This window comes from Streptomyces sp. Y2F8-2, assembly GCF_014905555.1.
Lineage (GTDB): Bacteria > Actinomycetota > Actinomycetes > Streptomycetales > Streptomycetaceae > Streptomyces > Streptomyces cynarae.
Window position 1 is genome coordinate 298,160 of the sequence record NZ_BNGS01000002.1, and the last position, 22,054, is coordinate 320,213.

The 22,054-nt window shown below is 71.6% G+C and carries 18 protein-coding genes and 1 pseudogene; 9 read left to right on the top strand and 10 right to left on the bottom strand.

The window, feature by feature from the left end:
• The first annotated feature begins 200 nt into the window (after window positions 1-200).
• The 5 genes from SY2F82_RS06705 (at window position 201) to SY2F82_RS06725 (ending at window position 5,368) form a co-directional block, all read left to right on the top strand.
• Complete coding sequence (locus SY2F82_RS06705) at window positions 201-1,949, top strand: sialidase family protein (RefSeq protein WP_200418029.1); 1,749 nt, start codon at window positions 201-203, stop codon at window positions 1,947-1,949.
• Entirely contained in the window at window positions 1,950-2,414 is a 465-nt protein-coding gene (locus SY2F82_RS06710) for a hypothetical protein (protein WP_200418030.1), read from the top strand.
• A gap of 24 nt (window positions 2,415-2,438) precedes the next feature.
• Complete coding sequence (locus SY2F82_RS06715; RefSeq protein ID WP_200418031.1) at window positions 2,439-2,930, top strand: NUDIX hydrolase; 492 nt, start codon at window positions 2,439-2,441, stop codon at window positions 2,928-2,930.
• Window positions 2,931-3,132: 202 nt separating this feature from the next.
• Window positions 3,133-4,545, top strand: coding sequence for a vanadium-dependent haloperoxidase (locus SY2F82_RS06720; protein WP_200418032.1), 1,413 nt, complete (start codon window positions 3,133-3,135; stop codon window positions 4,543-4,545).
• A gap of 76 nt (window positions 4,546-4,621) precedes the next feature.
• Window positions 4,622-5,368 carry a Sir2 family NAD-dependent protein deacetylase gene (locus SY2F82_RS06725; protein ID WP_200418033.1) on the top strand — a complete coding sequence of 249 codons (747 nt, stop codon included), beginning with the start codon at window positions 4,622-4,624 and terminating at the stop codon, window positions 5,366-5,368.
• Here SY2F82_RS06725 and SY2F82_RS06730 read toward each other — a convergent pair.
• Entirely contained in the window at window positions 5,337-7,337 is a 2,001-nt protein-coding gene (locus tag SY2F82_RS06730) for a hypothetical protein (RefSeq protein ID WP_200418034.1), read from the bottom strand. The genes SY2F82_RS06725 and SY2F82_RS06730 overlap by 32 nt on opposite strands.
• Window positions 7,338-7,634: 297 nt before the next feature.
• On the bottom strand, window positions 7,635-8,117 hold the full coding sequence (locus SY2F82_RS06735; protein ID WP_236041234.1) for a hypothetical protein: 483 nt from the start codon (window positions 8,115-8,117) through the stop codon (window positions 7,635-7,637).
• 299 nt (window positions 8,118-8,416) lie between these two features.
• Between SY2F82_RS06735 and SY2F82_RS06740 the strand changes: the two are divergent.
• Window positions 8,417-8,587: pseudogene (locus SY2F82_RS06740) on the top strand (NAD-dependent deacetylase); the annotation flags it as partial.
• 6 nt (window positions 8,588-8,593) lie between these two features.
• On the opposite strand, the gene SY2F82_RS06745 reads toward SY2F82_RS06740, so the two are convergent.
• The 7 genes from SY2F82_RS06745 to SY2F82_RS06775 all read right to left on the bottom strand — a co-directional run bounded on the left by SY2F82_RS06745 (window position 8,594) and on the right by SY2F82_RS06775 (window position 18,008).
• Entirely contained in the window at window positions 8,594-9,076 is a 483-nt protein-coding gene (locus SY2F82_RS06745) for a methylated-DNA--[protein]-cysteine S-methyltransferase (protein WP_200418035.1), read from the bottom strand.
• Window positions 9,077-9,085: 9 nt separating this feature from the next.
• Window positions 9,086-10,552, bottom strand: a complete 1,467-nt coding sequence (locus tag SY2F82_RS06750) for an AlkA N-terminal domain-containing protein (RefSeq protein ID WP_200418619.1) — start codon at window positions 10,550-10,552, stop codon at window positions 9,086-9,088.
• Window positions 10,553-10,727: 175 nt separating this feature from the next.
• Window positions 10,728-13,073 carry a glycoside hydrolase family 65 protein gene (locus SY2F82_RS06755; RefSeq protein WP_200418036.1) on the bottom strand — a complete coding sequence of 782 codons (2,346 nt, stop codon included), beginning with the start codon at window positions 13,071-13,073 and terminating at the stop codon, window positions 10,728-10,730.
• 139 nt (window positions 13,074-13,212) lie between these two features.
• Window positions 13,213-13,722, bottom strand: a complete 510-nt coding sequence (locus SY2F82_RS06760) for an O-acetyl-ADP-ribose deacetylase (RefSeq protein WP_200418037.1) — start codon at window positions 13,720-13,722, stop codon at window positions 13,213-13,215.
• The gene (locus SY2F82_RS06765; protein ID WP_200418038.1) at window positions 13,719-15,128 is read right to left on the bottom strand and encodes an NAD(P)/FAD-dependent oxidoreductase; all 1,410 of its coding nucleotides are present in this window, start codon (window positions 15,126-15,128) and stop codon (window positions 13,719-13,721) included. The genes SY2F82_RS06760 and SY2F82_RS06765 overlap by 4 nt, the downstream gene beginning before the upstream one ends.
• Before the next feature lie 90 nt (window positions 15,129-15,218).
• On the bottom strand, window positions 15,219-16,064 hold the full coding sequence (locus tag SY2F82_RS06770) for an inositol monophosphatase family protein (protein ID WP_200418039.1): 846 nt from the start codon (window positions 16,062-16,064) through the stop codon (window positions 15,219-15,221).
• Window positions 16,065-16,181: 117 nt separating this feature from the next.
• Window positions 16,182-18,008: a gamma-glutamyltransferase family protein gene (locus SY2F82_RS06775; protein ID WP_200418620.1), complete on the bottom strand. Its 1,827-nt coding sequence runs from the start codon at window positions 18,006-18,008 to the stop codon at window positions 16,182-16,184.
• A 291-nt stretch (window positions 18,009-18,299) separates the two neighbouring features.
• Here SY2F82_RS06775 and SY2F82_RS06780 point away from each other — a divergent pair, with 291 nt between their 5' ends.
• The 3 genes from SY2F82_RS06780 to SY2F82_RS06790 all read left to right on the top strand — a co-directional run bounded on the left by SY2F82_RS06780 (window position 18,300) and on the right by SY2F82_RS06790 (window position 20,472).
• On the top strand, window positions 18,300-19,025 hold the full coding sequence (locus SY2F82_RS06780) for a YqjF family protein (protein ID WP_200418621.1): 726 nt from the start codon (window positions 18,300-18,302) through the stop codon (window positions 19,023-19,025).
• A 100-nt stretch (window positions 19,026-19,125) separates the two neighbouring features.
• Window positions 19,126-19,392, top strand: coding sequence for a DUF6480 family protein (locus tag SY2F82_RS06785; protein ID WP_200418622.1), 267 nt, complete (start codon window positions 19,126-19,128; stop codon window positions 19,390-19,392).
• A 390-nt stretch (window positions 19,393-19,782) separates the two neighbouring features.
• Entirely contained in the window at window positions 19,783-20,472 is a 690-nt protein-coding gene (locus SY2F82_RS06790) for a hypothetical protein (RefSeq protein ID WP_200418040.1), read from the top strand.
• 25 nt (window positions 20,473-20,497) lie between these two features.
• Here the strand turns inward: SY2F82_RS06790 and SY2F82_RS06795 are convergent, their stop codons facing one another.
• Window positions 20,498-22,024 (bottom strand): NCS1 family nucleobase:cation symporter-1, encoded by a 1,527-nt coding sequence (locus SY2F82_RS06795; RefSeq protein WP_200418041.1) that lies wholly within the window; start codon window positions 22,022-22,024, stop codon window positions 20,498-20,500.
• Between the last annotated feature and the right edge of the window lie 30 nt (window positions 22,025-22,054).

The following is a 22,054-nucleotide window of genomic DNA, read 5'->3' on the forward strand; positions in this document are numbered from 1 at the left end:
GAGCCCGTCCGAAAAATGTTCGACTTCCGCGCGACGGACGGCCCCTACCTCCCCGTAGAGCAGACGAAGGCACCACCCGTACCGCCCCGCACCACCGCCCTTCGTCCGACTCGCGAACCCTCGAGGTACTTGTGGCTCTCTTCTCCGTGCTCCGTCGTCACCGCCACCCGCGGTCGCGGTGGTCTGTCACCGTGGGGTTGATGGCTCTCGTGGCCGGCGCCCTGCCCGGTGTGTCGGCCGACGCCGCCACTCCAGCCGCCGGATCGGTCACCGACACCGCGCCCACCACCACATGGAGCGGCGGACCCTTCGCCGTCCCGAACGTCTCCGGCACCACGGGCACCGTCAGCTGCGGCGACCCGCAGCTGTGCGACGACTACGCGCTGAAGGTGACGGTGCCCACCGGCTACGACACCGGTCACAGCCTGCGCATCGACGTCAAGTGGCCCGACAGCGCCGCCGACTTCGACCTGTACGTCCTCGACCCGAACGGTCACGTCGTGGCCGCCTCGGCCTCCAGCAGCGACCCCGAGACCGTGCTGCTCCCGGCGGTGACGGCGTCGTACACCGTGCGCGTGGTGCCGTACGCACCGCTCGGCGACAGCTTCACCGGCACCGCGAGCCTGGTCACCGACCCGGCCGATCCGCCGCCGAGTACGGCGACCCCGCCGACGTACGCCGACTCCTCGGCACCGGACGGCATCGCGGACGCGCACAACGCCGGTGAACCCTCGATCGGTGTGGACCGCGCGACCGGGGCCGCGATGTTCCAGGCCTACACCTCGACACTCAAGGTCACCTACGACGGCGCGGGCACCGCCACCTGGCAGGACAAGAGCGCCGACGCGGCGGACGGCTGCCCCCAGGGCAGCCTCACCAGCCTCGACCCGATCCTGTTCACCGACCCGGCCACCCATCGCACCTTCGAGTCGCAGCTCGCCGGGAAGACCGCCCTGACCTGCTACACCGACGACGACGGCGAGACGTGGACACCGACGGGCGGCTCCGGCATCAACTCCGGGGTGGACCACCAGACCATCGGCGGCGGACCCTTCGCCGCGGGCGGTCCCGGCGCGCTCACGTCGTACCCCGACGCCGTCTACTACTGCTCCCAGGACATCGCCGACGCCTCCTGCGCGGTCAGCCGGGACGGCGGTCTGACGTACGGGCCGGCCGTCCCGATGTACTCACTGCTGGACTGCGGCGGACTGCACGGACACGTGAAGGTCGCCCCGGACGGCACGGTCTACGTGCCCAACAAGGGCTGCGGCGGCAACCAGGCCGTGGCCGTGTCCGAGGACAACGGGCTGACGTGGACCGTCCGCAAGAACCCCTCCAGCACCCCCGGTGACTCCGACCCGAGCGTGGGGGTCGGCGCCGGCGGGACCGTCTACATGGGCTACCAGAACAGCGACGGCACCGCGCGGATCGCCGTCAGCCACGACAAGGGCAGGACGTGGCTGTACGACCAGAACGTCGGCGCGGCCCTCGGCATCAAGAACATCGTCTTCCCGGCCGTGACCGCGGGTGACGACAACCGCGCCGCCTTCGCCTTCCTCGGCACCACGACCGGGGGGAACTACCAGGACTCCGCCGGCTTCAAGGGCGTCTGGCACCTGTACGTGGCCACCACCTATGACGGCGGCCGGTCCTGGGTCACCGCCGACGCCACCCCCACCGACCCGGTCCAGAAGGGGTCCATCTGCACCGGCGGCACCACCTGCGGCCAGGACCGCAACCTCCTGGACTTCATCGACGTCACCCTCGACGCCCAGGGCCGCGTCCTCGTCGCCTACGCCGACGGCTGCACCGGCGCCTGCGCCACCGGGGGCGCGCAGAACTACGACGCGCTGGCCTCCATCGCCCGCCAGTCCTCCGGCAACACGCTGTACGGCGTGTACGACGCCGTGGTCGCCGGCAAGCACAAGAAGACCAAGGGAGGCCGATAAGTGAAGCCGTTCCCGCCCACCGCCGCGCTGGCCGGCTGCGTCCTCGCTCTGGCGGCCGTCACCGGCTGCTCGGCTGCGAGTGAGCCATCAGAGCGGCCGGCCGTGGAGGCAGCCGCCGCATCGGCGCCCGGCGGCTGCCCCACCGCCGCCTCACTTCCGCTGCCCAAGGAGTTTCCCGCCGACCTGCCGGTGCCCGAGGGCGCGGTCGTGACCTCGGTGGAGCACCGCACCGGCGACCGGCTGGTCGTGTCCACCGTCGTCCGCGGCGGTTTCGACTCCGCACTCACCTTCCTGCAGAAGCGGCTCCCCAAGGCGGGATACGCGCTGAAGGAGGGCGAGGTGGAGGAGGACGACGCCGAGTCGAACTTCTCCTCCCGGACGGTGGAGGGCCGCTGGACTCTTCGGACGATGCCCGACTGTGCGGGAGGTGTGTACCTGACGTACCTGACGTCCGCCGTCTCCTGACCGGGCAGTGGTTACCCTTCCTGGATGACGACTCCGGACTTCGCCGCGTACATCGCCTCCCTCCCCCGTGTCCTGTCGGGCGCGGCCGCCCTCTTCCGCGACGCGGGGGGCCGGGTGCTGCTCGTCGAGCCCAACTACCGTGAGGGCTGGGCGCTCCCGGGCGGCACGATCGAGTCGGACGACGGCGAGACCCCGCGTCAGGGTGCACGCCGGGAGACGCTGGAGGAGATCGGTCTCGACCGCGAGCTGGGCCGGCTGCTCGCGGTCGACTGGGTGCACGGGACGGGACGCCCGCCCCTGGTCGCCTACCTGTACGACGGCGGGGTCCTCGGCGAGGACGACCTCAAGGCGATCCGGCTGCAGGAGGAGGAGCTGCTGTCCTGGCGCCTGGTGCCCCGCGAGGAGCTCACCGACTACCTGCCGGGCGCCCTCGGCCGCCGCGTGCTCGCCGCCCTCGACGTGCTGGCGGACGGCGCGGGCACGGCGGAGCTGGAGAACGGCCACCGGGTCGGCTGACCCGGCCCGAGCACAGACAGGGACATATTCATATAAAGATCACATTAAAGGATGATCCACCAAAAATAATGGCGTGTCCTACTTTCTGCTGATCTGCTCGACATTACGCTCCCGCTGGTGATCACCAACGTGGAGAGGAAATGCCGTGCCCCTTGATCCCGAGCACAGTCAGCGATCGGCGGCGAAGTCCGAGCCCGCGCGCTTGAAGTCCCCTGTCGGCAGGCGCCTGGGACGGCTGGGGACCGCCGTCGTGACCGGGTGCCTGCTCGCCGGGCTGAGCCCGGTGGCCGCCGGCGCACAGCCCGCGGCCACCGCGGCGCAGAACCATGACGACGACCCGACGCGGTACTGGGACAGCGTCCTGCTGCAGACCTTCCGTGACGCCCGGGGCATGGACGCCTCACCGGGAAGGCTCACCCGGGCCGCCGCGATGGTGCACGCGGCGATCTACAACGCGGAGAGCGCTTACCAGTACACGTACGGAACCATGAGGTACCAGCCGTACCTCAACCGGCCGCTCAGGTATGCGGATGGGCCGCGGCGGCGTCCGGACGAGGAGGAGCGGCTGATCGACCGCACGGCGTACCGGATGATCTCGCAGCTCTTCCCGGGCGACCAGGCCTACATCGACGCCCGGTTCACCGCCCGGACCGGCTCCGCGCCCGGCTCGTTCGACGTGCTCGACCGCCTTGTGGTCGACCCGGTGGTGAGGCAGATCGACGAAGCCCGCGCAGGCGACGGCTCGGAGAACACAGCGGTCTACAACGGCGACACCACCACGCCCGGAGCCTGGCGACCGACCGGTGGCAGCTGCCGGCAGGCGAGCGACGCGGTCACCCCCTACTGGGGCATGGTCAGGCCGTTCGTGCTCCGGCGGGGCTCGCAGTTCCGGCCTGCCGCCCTGGGTGCCACCTACGCCGATGTGCTGGCCCGCCCGGACTACCCGGCGCAGGTCGAGGAGGTACGACGGCTCGGTGCCGTGGACTCCACCGAGCGCACCCCCGACCAGACGGCCGCCGCCTGGTTCTGGGCCAACGACCTGGACGGCACCTACAAACCCCCGGGCCAGCTGCTCGAGCTGACCGGGATCGTCGCCGGAAAGCTCCGGCTCGGCACGTACGAGACCAGCCGCTTGTACGCGCTGGTGTCGCTGGCGATGGCGGATGCCATGATCGCGGTGTGGGACACCAAGTACGACACCCCGATCAGGCTGTGGCGGCCGGTGACCGCGATCCACGCCCTGGGTGGCGCGAACACGACCTGGCAGCCTCTCAGCGCCGACCGCTCGGGGGCGCCGTTCACGCCGTGCTTCCCCTCCTGGACGTCCGGGCACGCCGGCCTCGCGGCTGCGTGGGCGGGAGCCATGCGGCACTTCTTCGGCCGTGACAACGTCTCGTTCACCGCGCACACCGAGGACCCGCACGCACTCACGGTGAACCGCTCGTTCACCGGCTTCGGCCAGGCCGCCCGGGAGGAGGCGCTGAGCCGGCTCTGGCTGGGAGTGCACTACCGCTGGGACCTCACCGACGGGCTGGCGGTAGGTAGCGATGTCGCCGACTACCTGGTCACCCACACGATGCTGCCGACGAGCCCCGGCCGTCCGCCACGACGGTGAGCGGCACACACCCCTCTGCGCGAGAGCTTCGGATATCCGTTCGTCCGGAGCGGGTGGGCGCCCTACTCTCGGGTCCATGGACAAGCCCCTCGTCGCCGTCCTCAGCGGCGCCGGTATCTCCACAGACTCCGGTATCCCCGACTACCGCGGACCGAACGGGCTGTGGCGACGGGACCCCGAGGCCGAGAAGCTCGTGACGTACCAGTACTACATGGGCGATCCGGAGATCCGGCGGCGCTCGTGGCGGATGCGGCGGCAGAACCAGGCCCTGAACGCCGAGCCGAACGCCGCGCACCGGGCCGTGGCCGAGCTGGAGCGGTCCGGGGTGCCCGTGCGGGTGATCACGCAGAACGTGGACGGGCTGCACCAACTCGCCGGGATGCCCGCCCGCAAGGTGCTCGAACTGCACGGCACCGCCCGCAGCGTGGTCTGCACGCGGTGCCGCGCACGCGGCCCGATGGAGGACGCGCTGGCCCGGCTCGACGCCGGGGAGGACGACCCGCCGTGCCTGGAGTGCGGCGGGATCCTGAAGTCGGCGACCGTGATGTTCGGTGAGCGGCTGGACCCGGAGGTGCTGGGCGAGGCCGTCGCGATCACCAAGGCGTGCACGGTGTTCATCGCGGTCGGCAGCAGCCTCCAGGTGGAACCCGCCGCCGGCCTCGCGGGCCTGGCCGCCGACCACGGCGCACGGCTGATCATCGTCAACGCCGAGCCGACGCCGTACGACGACCGCGCCGACGAGGTCATCCGCGAGCCGATCGGCACCGCGCTCCCCAAGCTGCTGGGCTTGTTCAGTGAACAGTGGGGCGCCGCTCCGGAGTGAGGCTGCCGAGGGTGCCCCCCGGCTGCACCGTGGAGGGGTCGGTGCCGGTCTGCTCGCCGGTGGGCGGATCGGCTGCCGTGATCCGGTTGGTGCAGGGGGTGGGGGTTGCCGAGGAGGGTCGCGTCGGGACGGGGGTCAGGGGTGTGCAGACCGGGGTGGCGAGTCCGATGAGTTCCACCAGCCCTGTGCCGCCGGTGGGTGGGAGGATGTGCGACCAGTTGTTGGCCAGCCAGACGTTGCCGGACTGATCGATCTGCACTGCGGTGAGGTGCTGGATCGCCTTGTTCTTGAAGCCCTGCGGGGGTGACAGGATGGTGCCGGTGGTGCTGCCGGGCGGACAGGCACTGGTGGTGGCGCCGCACAGCGTCCACACCCCCGGGGTGAGGAAGCCGGCGACCCACACCCGGTCGGATCCGTCGACGGCCACCGACCAGGGAAGAGTCGTCTCGGGCAGTTTGTACACGCCTGCGACGCTCCCGTTCGGCGCGAGTTGGGTGACCGCGTTGCTCAAGTAGCTGTTGAGCCAGGCGTTGTTCTTGGAGTCGATGGCGATGCCCAGGGGCCACTTGAATGAGCCGCTCTCGATGGGCGAGTTCGCCGTGGGCTTGAAGTCAGGCCCGATCACGGTGACGCTGCCGCCGAACTTGCCGATGAGAGGCGCCAGGGGGGTGTTCACGAGCTGGGCGCCGCCGAGGCCGGCATTGCTGACCCAGGCCCGCCCGAAGCCGTCGATCTGAACGGCGAAGGGATGGTTGAGTCCGCCGCCGGTGACCTTGATCGCCTTGGACGGGTCACCGTGCGGGTAGACGACCACGTCGCCCAGGCCAGGGGCGGTTGCCAGGCCGTAGTTGTTCGCGATCCACACATTGCCCCGCTGGTCCACCGCGATTCCCTGCGGGTGGACGAGACCGCCGTTCCTCCAGCCCTCGGGAGGCGACAGCGGTGTGCCGGTGGCCGAGTAATGCGCCACCGAGTTGCCCCCATAGCTGCTCATCCAGACGGTGCCGTCGGGGGCGACGGCGGCACCCCAGTCACCGCCCTTCATGCCGCCCCCTTGGATCGGGCTGCCCAGGATCGGGCGACCCGTTGGGTCGAGCACGCTGACATAGGGGCTCGCCTTCCGGGTGCCGGGCAGCCAGTTGTTGGACGTCCAGACGTTGCCCTTGGCGTCGAAGGCGATGCGACCGGGGGCGTACAGGTCGGGCTGGGTGTAACGCAGCGCGAGTATCCAGGCCGTGGGCGGCGCGGTGAGCGCCGGGGCGTAGTGGTTCGAGGTACGCGCCAGGTCGTAGAGCCCCGCCGGGGACAGTGTGGGGTTGCGGACCAGGTTCAGCACCGCCTGTGCGGTGTCCCGGGGAGCAATGCCGCCGGGGGGTGTCGCCAGCCGGAGCAGGCTCTCGCACCGCGTCGTGTCCGACACGCAGAGGGAGACCAGGTTGGCGAGCGTGTTGAGAGTGGCGAGGGTTTCGTTGGTGGTGCCGTTGTCGGCGTCCGTGACCACCCCGCCGGGCTTGCCGGTGACCGGGTCGACGAGGTTGAACGTTGTCGCCGCGGCGTTCTGCAGCCCTGGGCTTGGCCCGTCGATACCGTGTGGCCCGGTGAACTGGGCCAGGGCGTAGGTGGCGGCGACGGTGGTGAGTTCGTTGACCCGTACCTGGCTCGCCGTCCGTGCGGGAGCCCCGCCGCCCTCCCCGACCGCTACCACGGAGCGCAGTCGCAGTCGCCGGGCATCGGCCGGTGTGGCCTCCACGTACAGCACCCCGGCAGCGGGCCGAGCGTACGGGATCTCGAAGGAACCGGCGGCGTCGGTCGTCGCACGGCCCAACTCCCTGACCCCTGAGCGGGAGCCGGCGAAGAGTGTGACCTGGGCGCCCTGAAGCGGCTTGCCCGCGCCTGTGACGGTGCCGTGCAGCGGGCCGGACCCGGCACTCGGCGCCGCTGCCGGGACGTTCGCCGCGCCCAGAACCATGGCCGCCGAGGCTGCTGCAGCGGCAGAAGCCCACAGCGCCTGCCCCTTCCTCCTTCGTCTCCGGAAGCGAGCAGCGGACGCCGACCTGCGGACGGACATGCCAGAAGAGCTCATCGCTGGTGAACCTTTCACTGGAGTGGTCGGCTCGGGTCACTGGAGTGGTCGGCTCGGGCGGCCGGGCGAGGGGCATGGCCACGTCCGCGAAGCTCCTCCCGAGGCCGCCTTCAAGGCCGGCCCTCCGCCACCTTCCGAGGCGGGCGCGGACACGTCGGGTACGGGGCGGGCCCACCGCTGCGGCTACCCGGCTGCGGTTTTCCCGGCCCTCGGAAGTGTGCGGTCGACCTCTGGCACCCTGAGAGCGAACCAGCCGACTCTGAGCCCGAACAGCCAGACCACACCGAGGTACAGTCCCTGGCCGACCTGGCGCATCTCGTCGCGTACCCCGCGGGCGACAAGGGACATTCTGGAGTAGTCGATGACGATGCACTCCTGCTCGTCCATCAGGCTCGGCCCCTTGTAGACCTGGGCCACGACGGCGAGCACATCGAACGGGGTCATCCGGTTACTCAGATAGCCCTCGGCGACGAAGACCTTGCCTCGCCACACGGCCGTGCGCACCAGCCAGGCGAGGGGACGTGCGAGCCAACTGCCTCCCCACCGCACGATGCCGGTGCCCTGCAACGGACCCTTGGGAATGTCACCCGCCGGGCTCGCACCGAACACTTCCACGAGGCGGTCGTCACCCGCGTCGAGCAGATCACTCTCAGTGAGTGCCACCATGATCCTCCTCGCGGTTGCAAGAACCGATGTGTGTGCCGAACCGTGCCGCATGCCCCAGGCGTGAAGCCGGTGTTCGTGCGGCGCAGGCTGCGGTGCACAGGTCCGGGTGAGGTCACGACAAGGCCGAGCCCGAGTCGGGATGCCGGTGGGCGACCCCACCGAGCTCTACGCCCACACACCGTGGGTTCGCTATACGAGCTTGGACGCAGTCGGCTGCGCACCACCATCGCTGCTAGGCCAACGGGGGTAGCGGATCTGCCGACGCCCTCGGCGTCCCGGCTGCAAGCAGGATGTGTCACCTCCAGGCCCAGCCCGCCGCCGCCCTCGCCGGCCTGGCCGCCGACCACGGCGCCCGGCTGGTCATCGTCAACGCCGAGCCGACGCCGTACGACGACCGGGCCGACGAGGTCGTACGGGAGCCGATCGGCACCGCGCTGCCCGCTCTGCTGCACCGTCTCCGGGAGGGGTAGGCAGCCCTAGAACAACGCCGATCCCCGTTCGAACTCCAGCAGTCGGCGCTTGCGGTCCAGTCCGCCGCCGTAGCCCGTCAGGCCGCCGCTCGCACCGATGACCCGGTGGCAGGGGACGATGATGCCGATGGGGTTCCTGCCGTTGGCCAGGCCCACCGCGCGGGAGGCACCGGGCTTGCCGAGGGCGTCGGCCAGTTGGCCGTAGGAGCGCGTCTCGCCGTAGGGGATGCGGCGCAGCTGCTCCCAGACGCCGCGCTGGAACGGGGTGCCGTTCAGGCGCAGTTCGAGGGTGAACTCCTTCAAGTCGCCCGCGAAGTAGGCCTCCAGCTGCTCCTCCGCCTCGGCGAAGGCGCCCTCCCCCCGCTCTCCGAAGGTCTCCTCCGATGGGCGATGGCGCTGGTCGGTCATGTAGAGGCCGCACAGGACGCCGTCGTCGGCGACCAGGGTGAGGGGGCCGTAGGGGCTGTCGATGATCGTGTGCTGCTTCACTGTGTGTCCTTATACCGGAAGGAAGTTGATCGGGTGGCTGTCCGTCGCCCACAGGTACTGGACCGCGTACGCCCGCCACGGCCGCCAGGCCGCCGCGCGTGCGGTGAGTGCCGCCGGGGTCGACGGCAGGCCGAGTTCCTGCGCGGCGCGCCTGATGCCGAGGTCGGTGGGCAGGAAGGCGTCGGGGTCGCCGAGGGCGCGCATGGCGATCACGTCGACCGTCCAGGGGCCGAAGCCGGGGAGTGCGAGCAGCCGGGCGCGGGTTTCCTCCCAGTCGCTCTCGACGCCCAGGTGGATGGATCGCTCGGCGAGTTGACGGACGAGGGTCGTGAAGGTCGTCCGGCGGGTGCGGGGCATCGCCAGCGACTCGGGGTCGAGTGCGGCGAGGGCCTCCGGCGCCGGGAAGAGGTGGGTGAGGCCGCCTTCGGGGTCCTCGACGGCCTCGCCGTGCGCGGTGACCAGGCGGGCCGCGTGGGTGCGTGCGGCCGCCGTGGAGACCTGCTGGCCGAGGACGGCCCGCAGGGCGAACTCGGCCTCGTCGACGGTGCGCGGCACCCGGCGGCCGGGGGCCTTGTCGACGAGGGGTGCCAGCACCGGGTCCGTGCGCAGCTGGTCGTCGACGGCGACCGGGTCGGCGTCCAGGTCGAGCATGCGGCGGCAGCGGCTGATGGCGACGGCCAGGTCGCGCATGTCGCTGAGGCTGAGGCGGCAGGCGATGTGGTCGGGCCGCGGGTTCAGCGCCACGATGCCGTGTCCGTACGGCAGCCGGAGCGTGCGCCGGTACGCGCCCTCGCGCCACTCCTCCACGCCGGGTACGGCGGTGGCGGCGAGGTGGCCGAAGAGGTTGTCGGGATTGAGCGGGGCGCGGAACGGCAGCCTGAGGCTGAGGACGCCCGGTGCGGCCACCGTCCGCCGGGGCAGACGGGCGCGCAGCTCGCTCGGGGAGAGCGCGAAGACCTCGCGGACGGTGTCGTTGAAGGTGCGGATCGAGGAGAACCCGGCCGCGAACGCGATGTCCGCCATCGGCAGCCCGGTCGTCTCGATGAGCAGCCGGGCGGTCTGGGCGCGCTGCGCCCGGGCGAGCGCGAGCGGGCCGGCGCCGAGCTCGGCGAGGAGCTGGCGCTCGATCTGGCGGGTGCTGTAGCCGAGGCGGGCGGCGAGGCCGGGCACGCCCTCGCGGTCCACGACGCCGTCGCCGATCAGCCGCATGGCGCGGGCGACGAGGTCGGCGCGCTGGTTCCACTCGGGGGATCCGGGGCTGGTGTCCGGGCGGCACCGCTTGCAGGCCCGGAACCCGGCCTGCTGGCAGGCGGCGGCGCTCGGGTAGAACGTCATGTTCTCCGGTTTGGGCGGTACCGCCGGGCAGCTGGGGCGGCAGTAGATCCGCGTGGTCAGGACCGCTGTGTAGAACCAGCCGTCGAAGCGCGCGTCCTTGGACTGGACGGCGCGCACACAGCGCTCCCGGTCGGTGTGCATCGCGTTCCGCATGCCTCAAGCATCGGGCACCGCAGTGCGCCGGGCTGGCGGAAATCCGACATGTGGTTGGAGCGACCTGCCGTTACCCCGATCGCCGGTGCCGTTGCTGCCGCCGCTGCCGCTTCCGCGATCGTGTCGAGGCCGCCCCGCAGAGCGCCGGCAGGAGGCTTTTGTGTCAGTGGGGGCGCTCGGGGTGGCGTCCGGGCGGCTGCGAAGGCTGCGGCAAGGGGGGCGAAGGTTTCACCGGACGGGTCTGCGCGGCGTCGCCGGCCACGGTCAGCGGCTCCCCGTAGTGCCTGATCCGGACCGATTCCCCCTTCACGAGCGTGTACGTGGCCCGGGAGTCGGTGATCTCCACCCGGAGGCACTGGCCGCGAACGTGGACCGAGAAGGCCAGCCGACTGAGACTGTCGGGCAGCCGGGGCGCGAAGTACAGGGTTCCGGAGTGGTGGCGCATGCCGCCGAAGCCGGCGACCAGCGCGATCCAGGAGCCCGCCAGGGCCGCGATGTGGAGGCCGTCGCGGGTGTTGTTCTCCAGGTCGTCCAAGTCCATCAGCGCCGCCTCGCCGAGGTAGTCGTAGGCCAGGCGCAGGTGGCCGACCTCGGCTGCGATGACGGCCTGCACGCTCGCCGACAAGGAGGAGTCACGGACGGTGAGCGGTTCGTAGTAGGCGAAGTTCCGTGCCTTCTCGCCCTCGTCGAAGGCGTCGCCGCGCAGGTACATCGCCAGCACGAGGTCCGCCTGTTTGACCACCTGCTTCCGGTAGAGCTGGAGGTACGGGTGGTGCAGCAGCAGCGGGTAGTCCTCCGGCCGGGTGCGGGAGAAGTCCCAGATCTGGTGGCGGGTGAAGTCCGCGGACTGCTCGTGGATGCCGAGGGCGCTGTTGTAGGGGACGGTCATCGCCTTGGCGGCGGTGCGCCATGCGGCCGTCTCGTCCTCGGTCACGCCGAGCGCGGCGGCCTGCTCGGGGTGGCGTTCGGCGGCATCGGCGGCGGCACGCAGGTTCTCCTGGGCCATGAGATTGGTGTAGGTGTTGTCGTCCGCGACCGCGCTGTACTCGTCGGGGCCGGTGACGCCGTCGATGTGGAAGCCGCCCTGGGAGTCGTGGTGACCGAGGGAGCGCCACAACCGGGCGGTCTCCACCAGGAGTTCCACACCGGTGTCTCGTTCGAAGTCCTCGTCGCCGGAGACCGAGACGTAGCGCAGGACGGCATGGGCGATGTCGGCGTTGATGTGGAAGGCCGCGGCGCCGGCCGGCCAGTAACCGGAACATTCCGCGCCGTCGATGGTGCGCCATGGGAAGGCCGCCCCCTCGAGGCCCAGTTGCCGGGCGCGGGCGCGGGCCGCGGGCAGGGTGTCCTGGCGCCAGCGCAGCGCCGCGGTGACGCTGCGCGGGTGGGCGAAGATGAGCACCGGCAGAACGTAGGTCTCCGTGTCCCAGAAGGCATGCCCGTCATAGCCGGAACCCGTCAGGCCCTTGGCGGGGATGGCCCGCTGCTCGGCCCGGGCGGCGGCCTGCAGCACATGGAAGAGCGCGAAGCGGACGGCCTGCTGGATCTCCGCGTCGCCGTCGACCTCCACGTCGGCGTGGGCCCAGAAGTCGTCCAGCACGGCGCGCTGCTCGTCGGCCAGGCCGTGCCAGCCCGTGCTGCGCGCCTCGGCGAGCGCGGCCTCCGCCTGGTCCCTCAGGGACGGCAGTGAGCGCAGCGAGGACCAGGCGTAGGAGACCAACTTCTCCAGGCGGAGTTTCTCGCCCGGTCTGAGGTCGGCGATGACGGTGAACCGGGCGACGTCGTGCGCGCTCTCTCCGGCCGTCTGCGTGGATGCCGGCCCTTGCACGAGGTGGTCGGCGGCGGCCGCGACCCGCAGTCCGCTGCGCTCGGTGCGGTGGATCAGGCGCAGCCGGGCCCCTTCGGCGTGGTGCTCCTCGGGCCGTAGCGGGGATTCCAGGGCGGCGGCGACCCGCGGATCGTCGCTGGGCTGCGGCATCGGCTCATTGGCGACGAGTTCGGACTGGATGACGACGCGCACCTCGTCGTCCAGCGGCTCCACCTCGTAGGCGATCGCGGCCACGGCCCGGTGGGTGAAGGACACCAGGCGGGTGGAGCGTACGCGGACGGCCTTTCCCACCGGCGAGACCCACTCGCAGACGCGGTGCAGTACGCCGGCCCGCAGATCGAGGACCCGTTCGTGCGAGAGGAGACGCCCGTAGCGCAGGTCGACCTGCTCGTCGTCGACGAGGAGGCGGATGAGCTTGCCGTCGGTGACGTTGATGACCGTCTGGCCGGACTCCGGGAAGCCGTATCCGGCCTCGGCGTAGGGCAGCGGGTGCACTTCGTGGACGCCGTTGAGGTAGCAGCCGGGCAGACCGTGCGGCTCCCCCTCCTCGAGGTTGCCTCGCCAGCCGATGTGTCCGTTGGACAGGGCGAAGACCGATTCGCTCTGTGCCAGGACGTCCAGGTCGAGCCCGCTCTCGCGGATGCACCAGGGATCGGTCCCATAAGCGGGATGGGTGATCACGGTGCACCCTCCGAGGGATGTGTCCGGAATGCCTCGTATGCCATGCTTTCTATCTGCCCGCTCAGGAGTCACTCCATCCCCAAGGGCCCCGGAAAGGACAGCGCGGCCTCGACGGGGCTCGCCCGGAACGAGCGGTCGATCAGGGGAGCTGCGCCGCGAACGCCTCGTACGCCCGCTCGTCGAAGAGGACGAACCTGACCTGCTCGACGGCCGTCTTCGTGGCCCTGACCGTCTCCACCGCGATGCGGGCGGCGTCGTCGATCGGCCACCCGTAGATGCCGGCGGACACGGCGGGGAACGCCACCGTGCGTGCGCCGAGTTCGTCGGCGACGCGCAGCGACTCCCGGTAGCAGGAGGCCAGCAGCTCCGACCGGTCCTCCTGGGGGTTGAAGCGGGGACCGACCGTGTGGATCACCCAGCGTGCGTCCAGTTCGCCCGCCGTGGTGGCGACCGCCTTGCCCGTGGCCAGTCCCTTGCCGTACCTCGAGGCGCGCAGTGCGCGGCACTCCTCGAGGATCGCGGGGCCACCCCGCCGGTGGATCGCGCCGTCCACCCCTCCCCCGCCGAGCAGCGACGAATTGGCCGCGTTGACGATCGCGTCGGCGCTCTGCCGGGTGATGTCGCCCTTGACCAGCGTGATGGCGGTCATCGCTGCCTCAGCCTCCGCCAGACCGCCTTCGCCGCGTTGTGTCCCGACATGCCGTGCACGCCCGGGCCCGGCGGGGTGGCCGAGGAGCAGATGAAGACGGCCGGGTGCGGGGTGCTGTACGGGGACAGGGACACCTTGGGGCGCAGCAGGAGCTGGAGGCCGGACGCCGCGCCGGAGGCGATGTCGCCGCCGACGTAGTTGGCGTTGCGTGCGGCCAGTTCGGGCGGGCCGGCGGTGGCGCGGGCGAGTACGCGGTCGCGGAACCCCGGGGCGTAGCGCTCCAGTTGGCGTTCCATGGCGTCGGTGAGGTCCCCGCGCCAGCCGTTGGGCACATGGCCGTAGACCCAGAAGACCTGCTTGCCCGCCGGGGCCCGGGTGGGGTCGGCGACGCCGGGCTGCACGGCGATGAGGAACGGCCGGTCCGGCGCGCGGCCCTCCCGGGACGCGGCGCGCAGGGCGGTGCCGATCTCCGCGCTGTCGGCGCCGATCTGCACGGTGCCGGCGACGCGCGGCTCCTTCGCGGTCCACGGGACCGGGCCGTCCAGCGCGTAGTCGATCTTGAAGACGCCGGCGCCGTAGCGGTAGCCGTCGTAGTAGCGTCCGAGGCCGGCGATACGGGCCAGCGCGGTGGGCGAGGTGTCGAAGACGTACGCGCGCGCCGGGGGCAGGTCGTCGAGGCGCTTGACCTCGTAGTCGGTGTGGACGGTGCCGCCCAGGTCCTTCAGGTACGCGGCGAGGGCGTCGGAGATCGACTGGGAGCCGCCGCGGGCGACCGGCCAGCCGCGGGCGTGCGCGGCGAGGGCGAAGACCAGTCCGATCGCGCCGGTGGCGAACCCGTCGAGCGGGGCGATCACGTGGGCGACGAGCCCGGCGAACAGGGTCTTCGCGCGCTCGTCGTGGAAGCGGCGCATCAGCCAGGTGGACGGGGGCAGCCCCACGATGCCGAAGCGGGCGAGGGTGACCGGGTCCCGGGGCAGCGCGGTCCGGGGCAGGGACATGAAGTCCCGGGCCAGGGTGTCCCAGCGGCTCAGGAACGGCGCGACGAGCCGTCGGTACGCTCCCGCGTCGCGCGGGCCGAACGAGGCGGCCGTCTCGGCCACGGACCGGGACAGCACGGCGGCCGTGCCGTCGGGGAAGGGGTGCGCCATCGGCAGTTCGGCGTGCAGCCACTGAAGGCCGTACCGCTCGAGGGGCATGGCACGGAACGCGGGCGAGTTGATGCCGAGGGGGTGAGCGGCCGAGCACGGGTCGTGCAGGAAACCGGGCAGCGTCAGCTCTTCGGTGCGGGCGCCGCCGCCGACGGTGTCGCGCGCCTCGAAGACGGCCACGGAGAAACCGCGACGCGCCAGCTCCACGGCAGCCGTCAGCCCATTGGGCCCCGCCCCCACCACGACCGCATCGAGCATCGACGGCACCTTCGGACTCCTTCGTCAGCCGACGGCCACAGGAGATCAGGATATGCCGGAGGTCTGACACGCCTCGGGTACATGGGAAGGTCAGGCGGCGCCGGACAGCAGCTCCACGACCCGGCGCGCCGTGGCCTCGTCCCGTGCCGCGGTGAACGGCAGCGCGTTGCCGCCGGTGATCCGGAACGGTTCGCCCGTCAGGGTGAGCGTTGCGCCGCCCGCCTCCTCGACCAGCAGCAGCCCGGCCGCGTGATCCCACGCCGCTTCCCAGGAGAAAGCGGTGCCGTCGAGGACACCCTGGGCGATGTTGAGGTACTCGAGGCCCGCCGAGCCGCACGGGCGCGGGCGGACGCCGTCCGTCCACAGTCCGAGCAGCGCGCGCTTCTCCTCGTCCGTGGTGTAGTCGGGGTGCGACGTGGCCACCTCCAGGTCGCGGCCCGCCGCGGGAGAGCCCGCTCGCAGGCGCTCGCCGTCGAGGAACGCGCCCTTCCCCCGCACCGCCGTGGCAAGCCGGTCCAGGGCCGGGGCGTACGTCCACGAGGCGCGTACGACACCGCCCTGGGCGAGCGCGACCAGCGTGCAGAACCCCGGGTCGCCGTGCACGAACTGGCGGGTGCCGTCGACCGGGTCGACGATCCAGACGGGGGCCTCGCCCCGGATGGCCTCGTACGTCACCGGGTTGGCGTGCACCGCCTCCTCGCCCACCACGACCGAGCCGGGCAGCAGCCTCGGGAGCACCTCGGTGAGGTGGGCCTCGGCGTTGCGGTCGGCGTCCGTGACCAGGTCGTGCGGTCCGGTCTTCTCGTCGATCTCGTGCGCGGCGAGCCGGCAGAAGCGGGGCATGATCTCGCCGGCGGCCGCCTTGCGCACGGCCTCCTCGACGTCTGCCGTGCCGTGTGCGAGAAACTCGTCGATGGTTTCGTAGTCGTCGATCATGCCCTCAATGAGAGCACGCGTCACTGACAATCCTCACCGGCCCGGTGTACTCCGGCTGGAATCGGTATGAATTCGGCGCTTCTCAGAATTTCGGCGCTTCACCCCTGGTCGGCCGGTTCAGCGACCCACCGCGTACCCCTGCATGCCCCGCGGATTGGCCGCGGCCGAGAGCACGCCTGTCTCCGGGTCCCGGGCGACCGCGCACAGCCGCCCCTCCGACCAGGCCTCGCCGACGGTGACGTCATGGCCGCGCCGGCGCAGCTCCGCGACGACCTCCGGGTCCATGCGGGACTCGACGGTGACGCTGCCGGGGCGCATGCCGCGCGGGTAGAAGGAGCCGGGGAAGCTGTCGTTGTGCCAGTTCGGGGCGTCGATGGCACCTTGCAGGTCGAGGCTGCCGCGGATGTGCGGGCGCAGGGCGGCCGCCAGGAAGAAGTGGAGCTGCCACTGGTCCTGCTGGTCGCCGCCGGGCGTGCCGAACGCCAGCACCGGCACCCCGTCGCGCAGGGCGATCGAGGGGGTGAGGGTGGTACGGGGGCGGCGCCCGGGCGTGAGGGAGTTCGGCAGGCCCTCGTCGAGCCAGGTCATCTGCAGCCGGGTGCCGAGCGGGAAGCCCAGCTCGGGCACGACCGGGTTGGACTGGAGCCAGCCGCCGCTGGGCGTGGCCGCGATCATGTTGCCCCAGCGGTCGACGACGTCGAGGTGGCAGGTGTCGCCACGGGTGGCGCCGTCGGCGGTGACGTCCGGCTCACCGGGCACGGGCGAGGTCGGGCGCTTCGCCACGGTCGGTTCGCCGACGCCCATGGGGTCGAAGCCCGGATCGTCGGCGGCCACCACGCGCGCGTACTCGCTCAGGCGCGGCCCGCGGCTTCCGGGGGCGCCGGGGCGCAGCTCGTACGACGCCTTGTCGCCGATCAGGGCGCGCCGCTCGGCGTTGTAGGCGTCCGACAGCAGGTCACCGAGCGGGACCTCGGCCGCGTCGCCGTACCAGGCCTCGCGGTCGGCCATGGCGAGCTTGCAGCCCTCGATCAGCAGGTGGACGTAGTCCGCGGAGCCGTACCGGGGCAGCTCGGGCGGGAGCAGGGCGAGCTGCTGGAGGAGGACGGGGCCCTGGCTCCAGGGGCCCGCCTTGCACACGGTCCAGCCGTTCCAGTCGTAGGTCGCCGGGGACTCGTAGGCGGCCGACCAGGAGGTCAGGTCGTCGGCCGTCAGGGTGCCGCGGTGGCGTTCGCCGCTGGTGTCCAGGGTGGGCCGCTCCGCCTGCCGCACCAGGGCCTCGGCGATGAACCCGGAGCGCCAGACCCCGCGGGCGGCCTCGATCTGCGCCTCCCGGTCGCCGGTCTTCGCCACCTCGGCGAGCAGCCGCTTCCAGGTGGCGGCCAGCGCGGGGTTGCGCAGCGGCTCGCCGGGGCGCGGCGGCCTCCCGCCGGGCAGGTACACCTCGGCCGAGGACGTCCACTCGGTCTCGAACAGCTTTCGCACGGTCTCGACCGTCTGGCCGACGCGCTCCACGGGTGGGTGCCCGTGCTCGGCGTAGCCGATGGCGTACTTCAGGACGTCGGCGAGAGACCTGGTGCCGTGGTCGCGCAGCAGCAGCATCCAGGCGTCGAAGGCTCCCGGGACGGCGGCGGCGAGGGGCCCGGTGCCGGGGACGAGATCCAGACCGAGTGCCCTGTAGTGCGCGATGGTGGCCCCGGCGGGCGCGACGCCCTGACCGCACAGCACCCGCACCTCCCCGCCCGCCGGGGCGAGCAGGATCGGGACCTCACCGGCGGGACCGTTGAGGTGCGGTTCCACGACGTGCAGCACGAACGCGCCCGCCACGGCCGCGTCGAACGCGTTGCCGCCGTCCTCCAGTACGGCCATCGCCGACTGGGAGGCCAGCCAGTGGGTGGAGGACACCATGCCGAACGTGCCCTGGAGGGTGGGGCGTGTGGTGAACATATGGCCTCTCAGCTTGCTGTCGATGCGCATCGGTCGGTCCCGTGAGCGCTCGGGACACTTACCCGCGGCCCACAGCGACCGACACATGGGGCCCCGCGAACCCGTGCTACGCGCGGCGACAGCAATCGGATTGCCCTCTCCGTTCTTCTTCTCCCAACAACAACGCCGCGGCCGACCCCACACCGGCACCGCAGGGCCGACCCGCCGCCCGGCGTGACGCGGCACGTCCCTGCCCCCTGTCGCAACGCCTCCACCGCGTTTCCCGGTGTGACCGACGGGGACCCGGTCGGCATGGTGTCCCTCGCGGCGGAGCAGCGCATCCACCTGCCGGCCTTGGAGGCAGGATGGCTGACGCAGACCTTCGTGCACTGGCCCTTCCGCCCCGACCAGGTGCAGCGCCTGTTGCCGGAGGGCCTGACCGTGGACGAGTACGAGGGCGCGGCCTGGGTCAGTTTCACGCCGTTCCTGATGGCCGACGTACGGCCTGCGGTCCTGCCCGGCGCGACGCCCGGCCTCCCCACGTTTCCGGAGACCAACCTGCGCACCTATGTCCGGGGCCCCGACGGGCGCGACGGGCTGTGGTTCCTGTCCATCGAGGTGGGCAACCCCCTCATGCTGGCGGCCCGCGCCGTGGGCGCACCGTACAACCCCGGCCGGCTGAGTCTGTCCCATGACGGAGACGTGGTGCGCTACTCGGGTGCACGCCGGGGCGGCTCACCCTCGTACGAGGTGGCCGTGCGGCCCGGCCGCCCGCTGACGCCGACGCAGCGGGACATCTGGCTGACCTCACGGTGGCGCGCGTACACACGACGGCTGGGGATGCTCTGGGAAACGCCCGTCGAGCACGAGCCCTGGCCACTGCGCGCCGCGGTCCTCGAGCACTTCGAGGAGACCGTGACCCGGGCCGCCGGACTTCCCCCACCCGAGGCCGAGCCAGTGGTGCACTTCTCCGAGGGGGTACGCCGGGTGCGCATGGGCGCCTCCCGCCCGCTGTCGCCCTCACGCCCGGCCCACTGACGCGGCCTTGCGGGTCCCGCCCACGGCAGCGGCCGCCCCGTTCGTCCGTTTGTGTCCGCGTGGAGCCCTGCCGGGCGGGTACTCGGCGGCCATGAACCAGATGAACCGGGACAGCGGAACAGGGGGGACGCGGAACCGTCAGTACGGTTCTTCCGACCCCGAGCCGTCGCAGACCCCCGGGGTGGAGCCGGGCGGGGTGCCTCCGGGAGAGACCCCGCCGGGTGAGAGCAGCACTGCGGAGGCCACTCATCGGGACGACTACGACCGGACGCGGGGCTGGGCGAAGGGACCGCTGATCGCCATCATCGCGCTGGTGGTGCTGGTGGCCGGGTTCTTCCTCGCGTACGCGATATCGCTGATGCGGTGAGCGCGCCCCCGGCGGCCGGGCGGTCCGGCGGTCCGGCGGTCCGGCGGTCGTTCGTAAGCGGGGACGGTGGCAATCCGGCCGCCCGGGGTCCCGTCTCGGGGGAGGACGTCCATCGGCAGCCGCGCGGTCCGGCCGGACCCGGCGCGGAGCCGGTACGGGCCCGCGCGGGTCCGCACGGCTCCGCAGCACGGGTCCGGCATCGGGTCCGGTAGGGGTCCCGCTTCGGGCATAAGGGGACACACGGTCCTGTCGGCGGTCAGCCTGCGTCACCCCGTGGGTACGGAGCGAGTTGGCCCCTTCCGCCTCACAGGCAGTCATGTGAAACTGTGGTCCCAGTCCGCAGTGTGGACCACCCTCCGCACCGTCCGTCCCCCACCGAGAAGTGCGCCCGTGCGTGATCTTCCCCTGCCGCTCGCCCTCACGGCGCGGCTGAGCCCGGTCCTCGTGCTCGCCTGTGCGGGCTGGGCGCTGACCTCCGGTCCGGCCGCCTCCTCGGCCACCGAGCACAAGTCGGCCCAGCGGAGCCAGGACGCCCAGAGCCCCCAGGACGCGGGGACCGCCTCCGCTCCCGGCCGGTCGGCCGCGGCGAAGACGTACACCACCGCACCCGCACCGTGCGCTGCTCTGGCCGGGAAGACGATCACGTCGCTGGTCCCGGGCGCCAAGACGGCGGGCAAGGAGATCCCCTCCACGGACCGGTCGGTCCGCCGCACCTGCTCCTGGAACGCGCTCAAGGGCTACGACTACCGCTGGCTCGACGTCACCTTCGAGATCATGGACTCGCAGGCGCAGGCGCAGAAGTCGTACACCGAGCGGACCACGGAGAAGAGCGGCGGCGGCGCGGTCCCCGGTCTCGGCGACGCCGCCTACTCGGTCGTGAACCTCACCACCGAGGACAAGCAGCAGACCCGTGAGGGCCTGGTCCTGGTCCGCGTGTCCAACGCGCTGGTCTCCGTGGACTACAACGGCAGCGACTTCGAGACGAAGAAGGCGCCCGGTACGGACGAGATCAACAAGGGGGCCATCAAGGCCGCCAGGGAGGCGGTGGCCGCGCTGGGGAACGGTCAGCAGAAGAGCTGACCGTCCCCCGTGGCCCGGCCGGTGGTCACACCGTGGCGTTGTCCCGGCCTCGCGCGAGCATCAGCAGCAGGTACAGCACCATCGACGTGCCGAGACCGACCGCCCAGCCGTAGTCGGCGAGCGGCTTCAGGGCGGGGACGGGGCGGCCGTCGATCAGCGGATGGAAGTCCGCGCCGCCGATCGCCAGCACCCCGCCGACGACGAAGGCCAGCACGGCCCGCCAGTTCCAGCCGCCCCCGTACCAGTAGCGGCCGCCTGAGCGGTACAGGTCGGTGAGGTCGAGCCGGGTGCGGCGCAGGATCCAGTAGTCGGCGATGAGGATGCCGGCCACCGTGCCGAGCAGGCCGCCGACCAGGCCGAGCCAGGTGAAGATGTAGCCCTGCGGGTCGGAGTACAGCTTCCACGGGAAGATCAGCACCGCGAGGACCGAGGTGATCAGCGCACCGGTGCGGAAACTCACCTTCCGCGGCGCGATGTTGGAGAAGTCGAACGCCGGGGAGACCAGGTTGGCCGCGATGTTCACCGACAGGGTCGCCACCAGTACGGTCACCAGGGCGTAGAGCAACCCGACCACGTTGTCCGTCTTCGCCGCCAGCTGCACCGGGTCCCAGACCGGCTTGCCGTACACCGCCTGCGAACCCGAGGTGACCAGCACCGACAGGAACGCGAACAGCGTCATGGTGGTCGGCAGGCCGAGCGTCTGGCCCCACGTCTGGGCCTTCTGGCTGCGGCCGTACCGGGTGAAGTCCGGGATGTTCAGCGACAGCGTGGACCAGAAGCCGATCATGCCCATGAGGGAGGGCGCGAACAGCTTCCAGAAGTCCGCTCCCCAGCCCAGCTTGGAGGGTTGGTCGAACAGCGGGCCGAAGCCGCCCGCCTTGCTGCTCATCCACCACAGCATCACCAGGGCGCCGACGATCACGAAGGGCGCCGCCCAGTTCTCGAAGCGGCGGATCGTCTCCATGCCCCGGTAGATGATGGCGACCTGGAGCGCCCAGAAGAGCGCGAACGACAGCCACATGGTCCAGGCGTAGCCGCCGACGTGGGAGGCGTTCGACCAGCTGTCGCCGATGAGCTTCCCGGCGAGGAAGTAGATCGCCTCGCCGCCGATCCAGGTCTGGATGCCGAACCAGCCGCACGCCACCAACGCTCGCACGACCGCGGGGAGGTTGGCGCCGCGCACGCCGAAGGAGGCCCGGGCGAAGACCGGGAAGGGGATGCCGTACTTGGGTCCCGCGTGCCCGGTGAGCAGCATCGGGACCAGCACGATCACATTGGCCAGGGCGATGGTGAACACCGCCTGCTTCCAGTCCATGCCGACCGCGATCAGGCCGGAGGCCAGGGTCCAGGACGCCGTGTTGTGGGCCATGCCGACCCACAGCGCGGAGAAGTTGTACGTGGTCCAGGTGCGCTTGGCGACGGGGACCGGCAGCAGGTCCTCGTTGGCGTACGCACCGCTCGGCTGCGGGGAGCCCGGGGCGATCTCCACGCGCCCGTCGGGGAGGGTGACTTGGGCGGACGGCGGTATGGCCGTGGGAGCGGTGTCGGTCATGGGGCAGGCCAATCAGGAGGTGGGACGGGA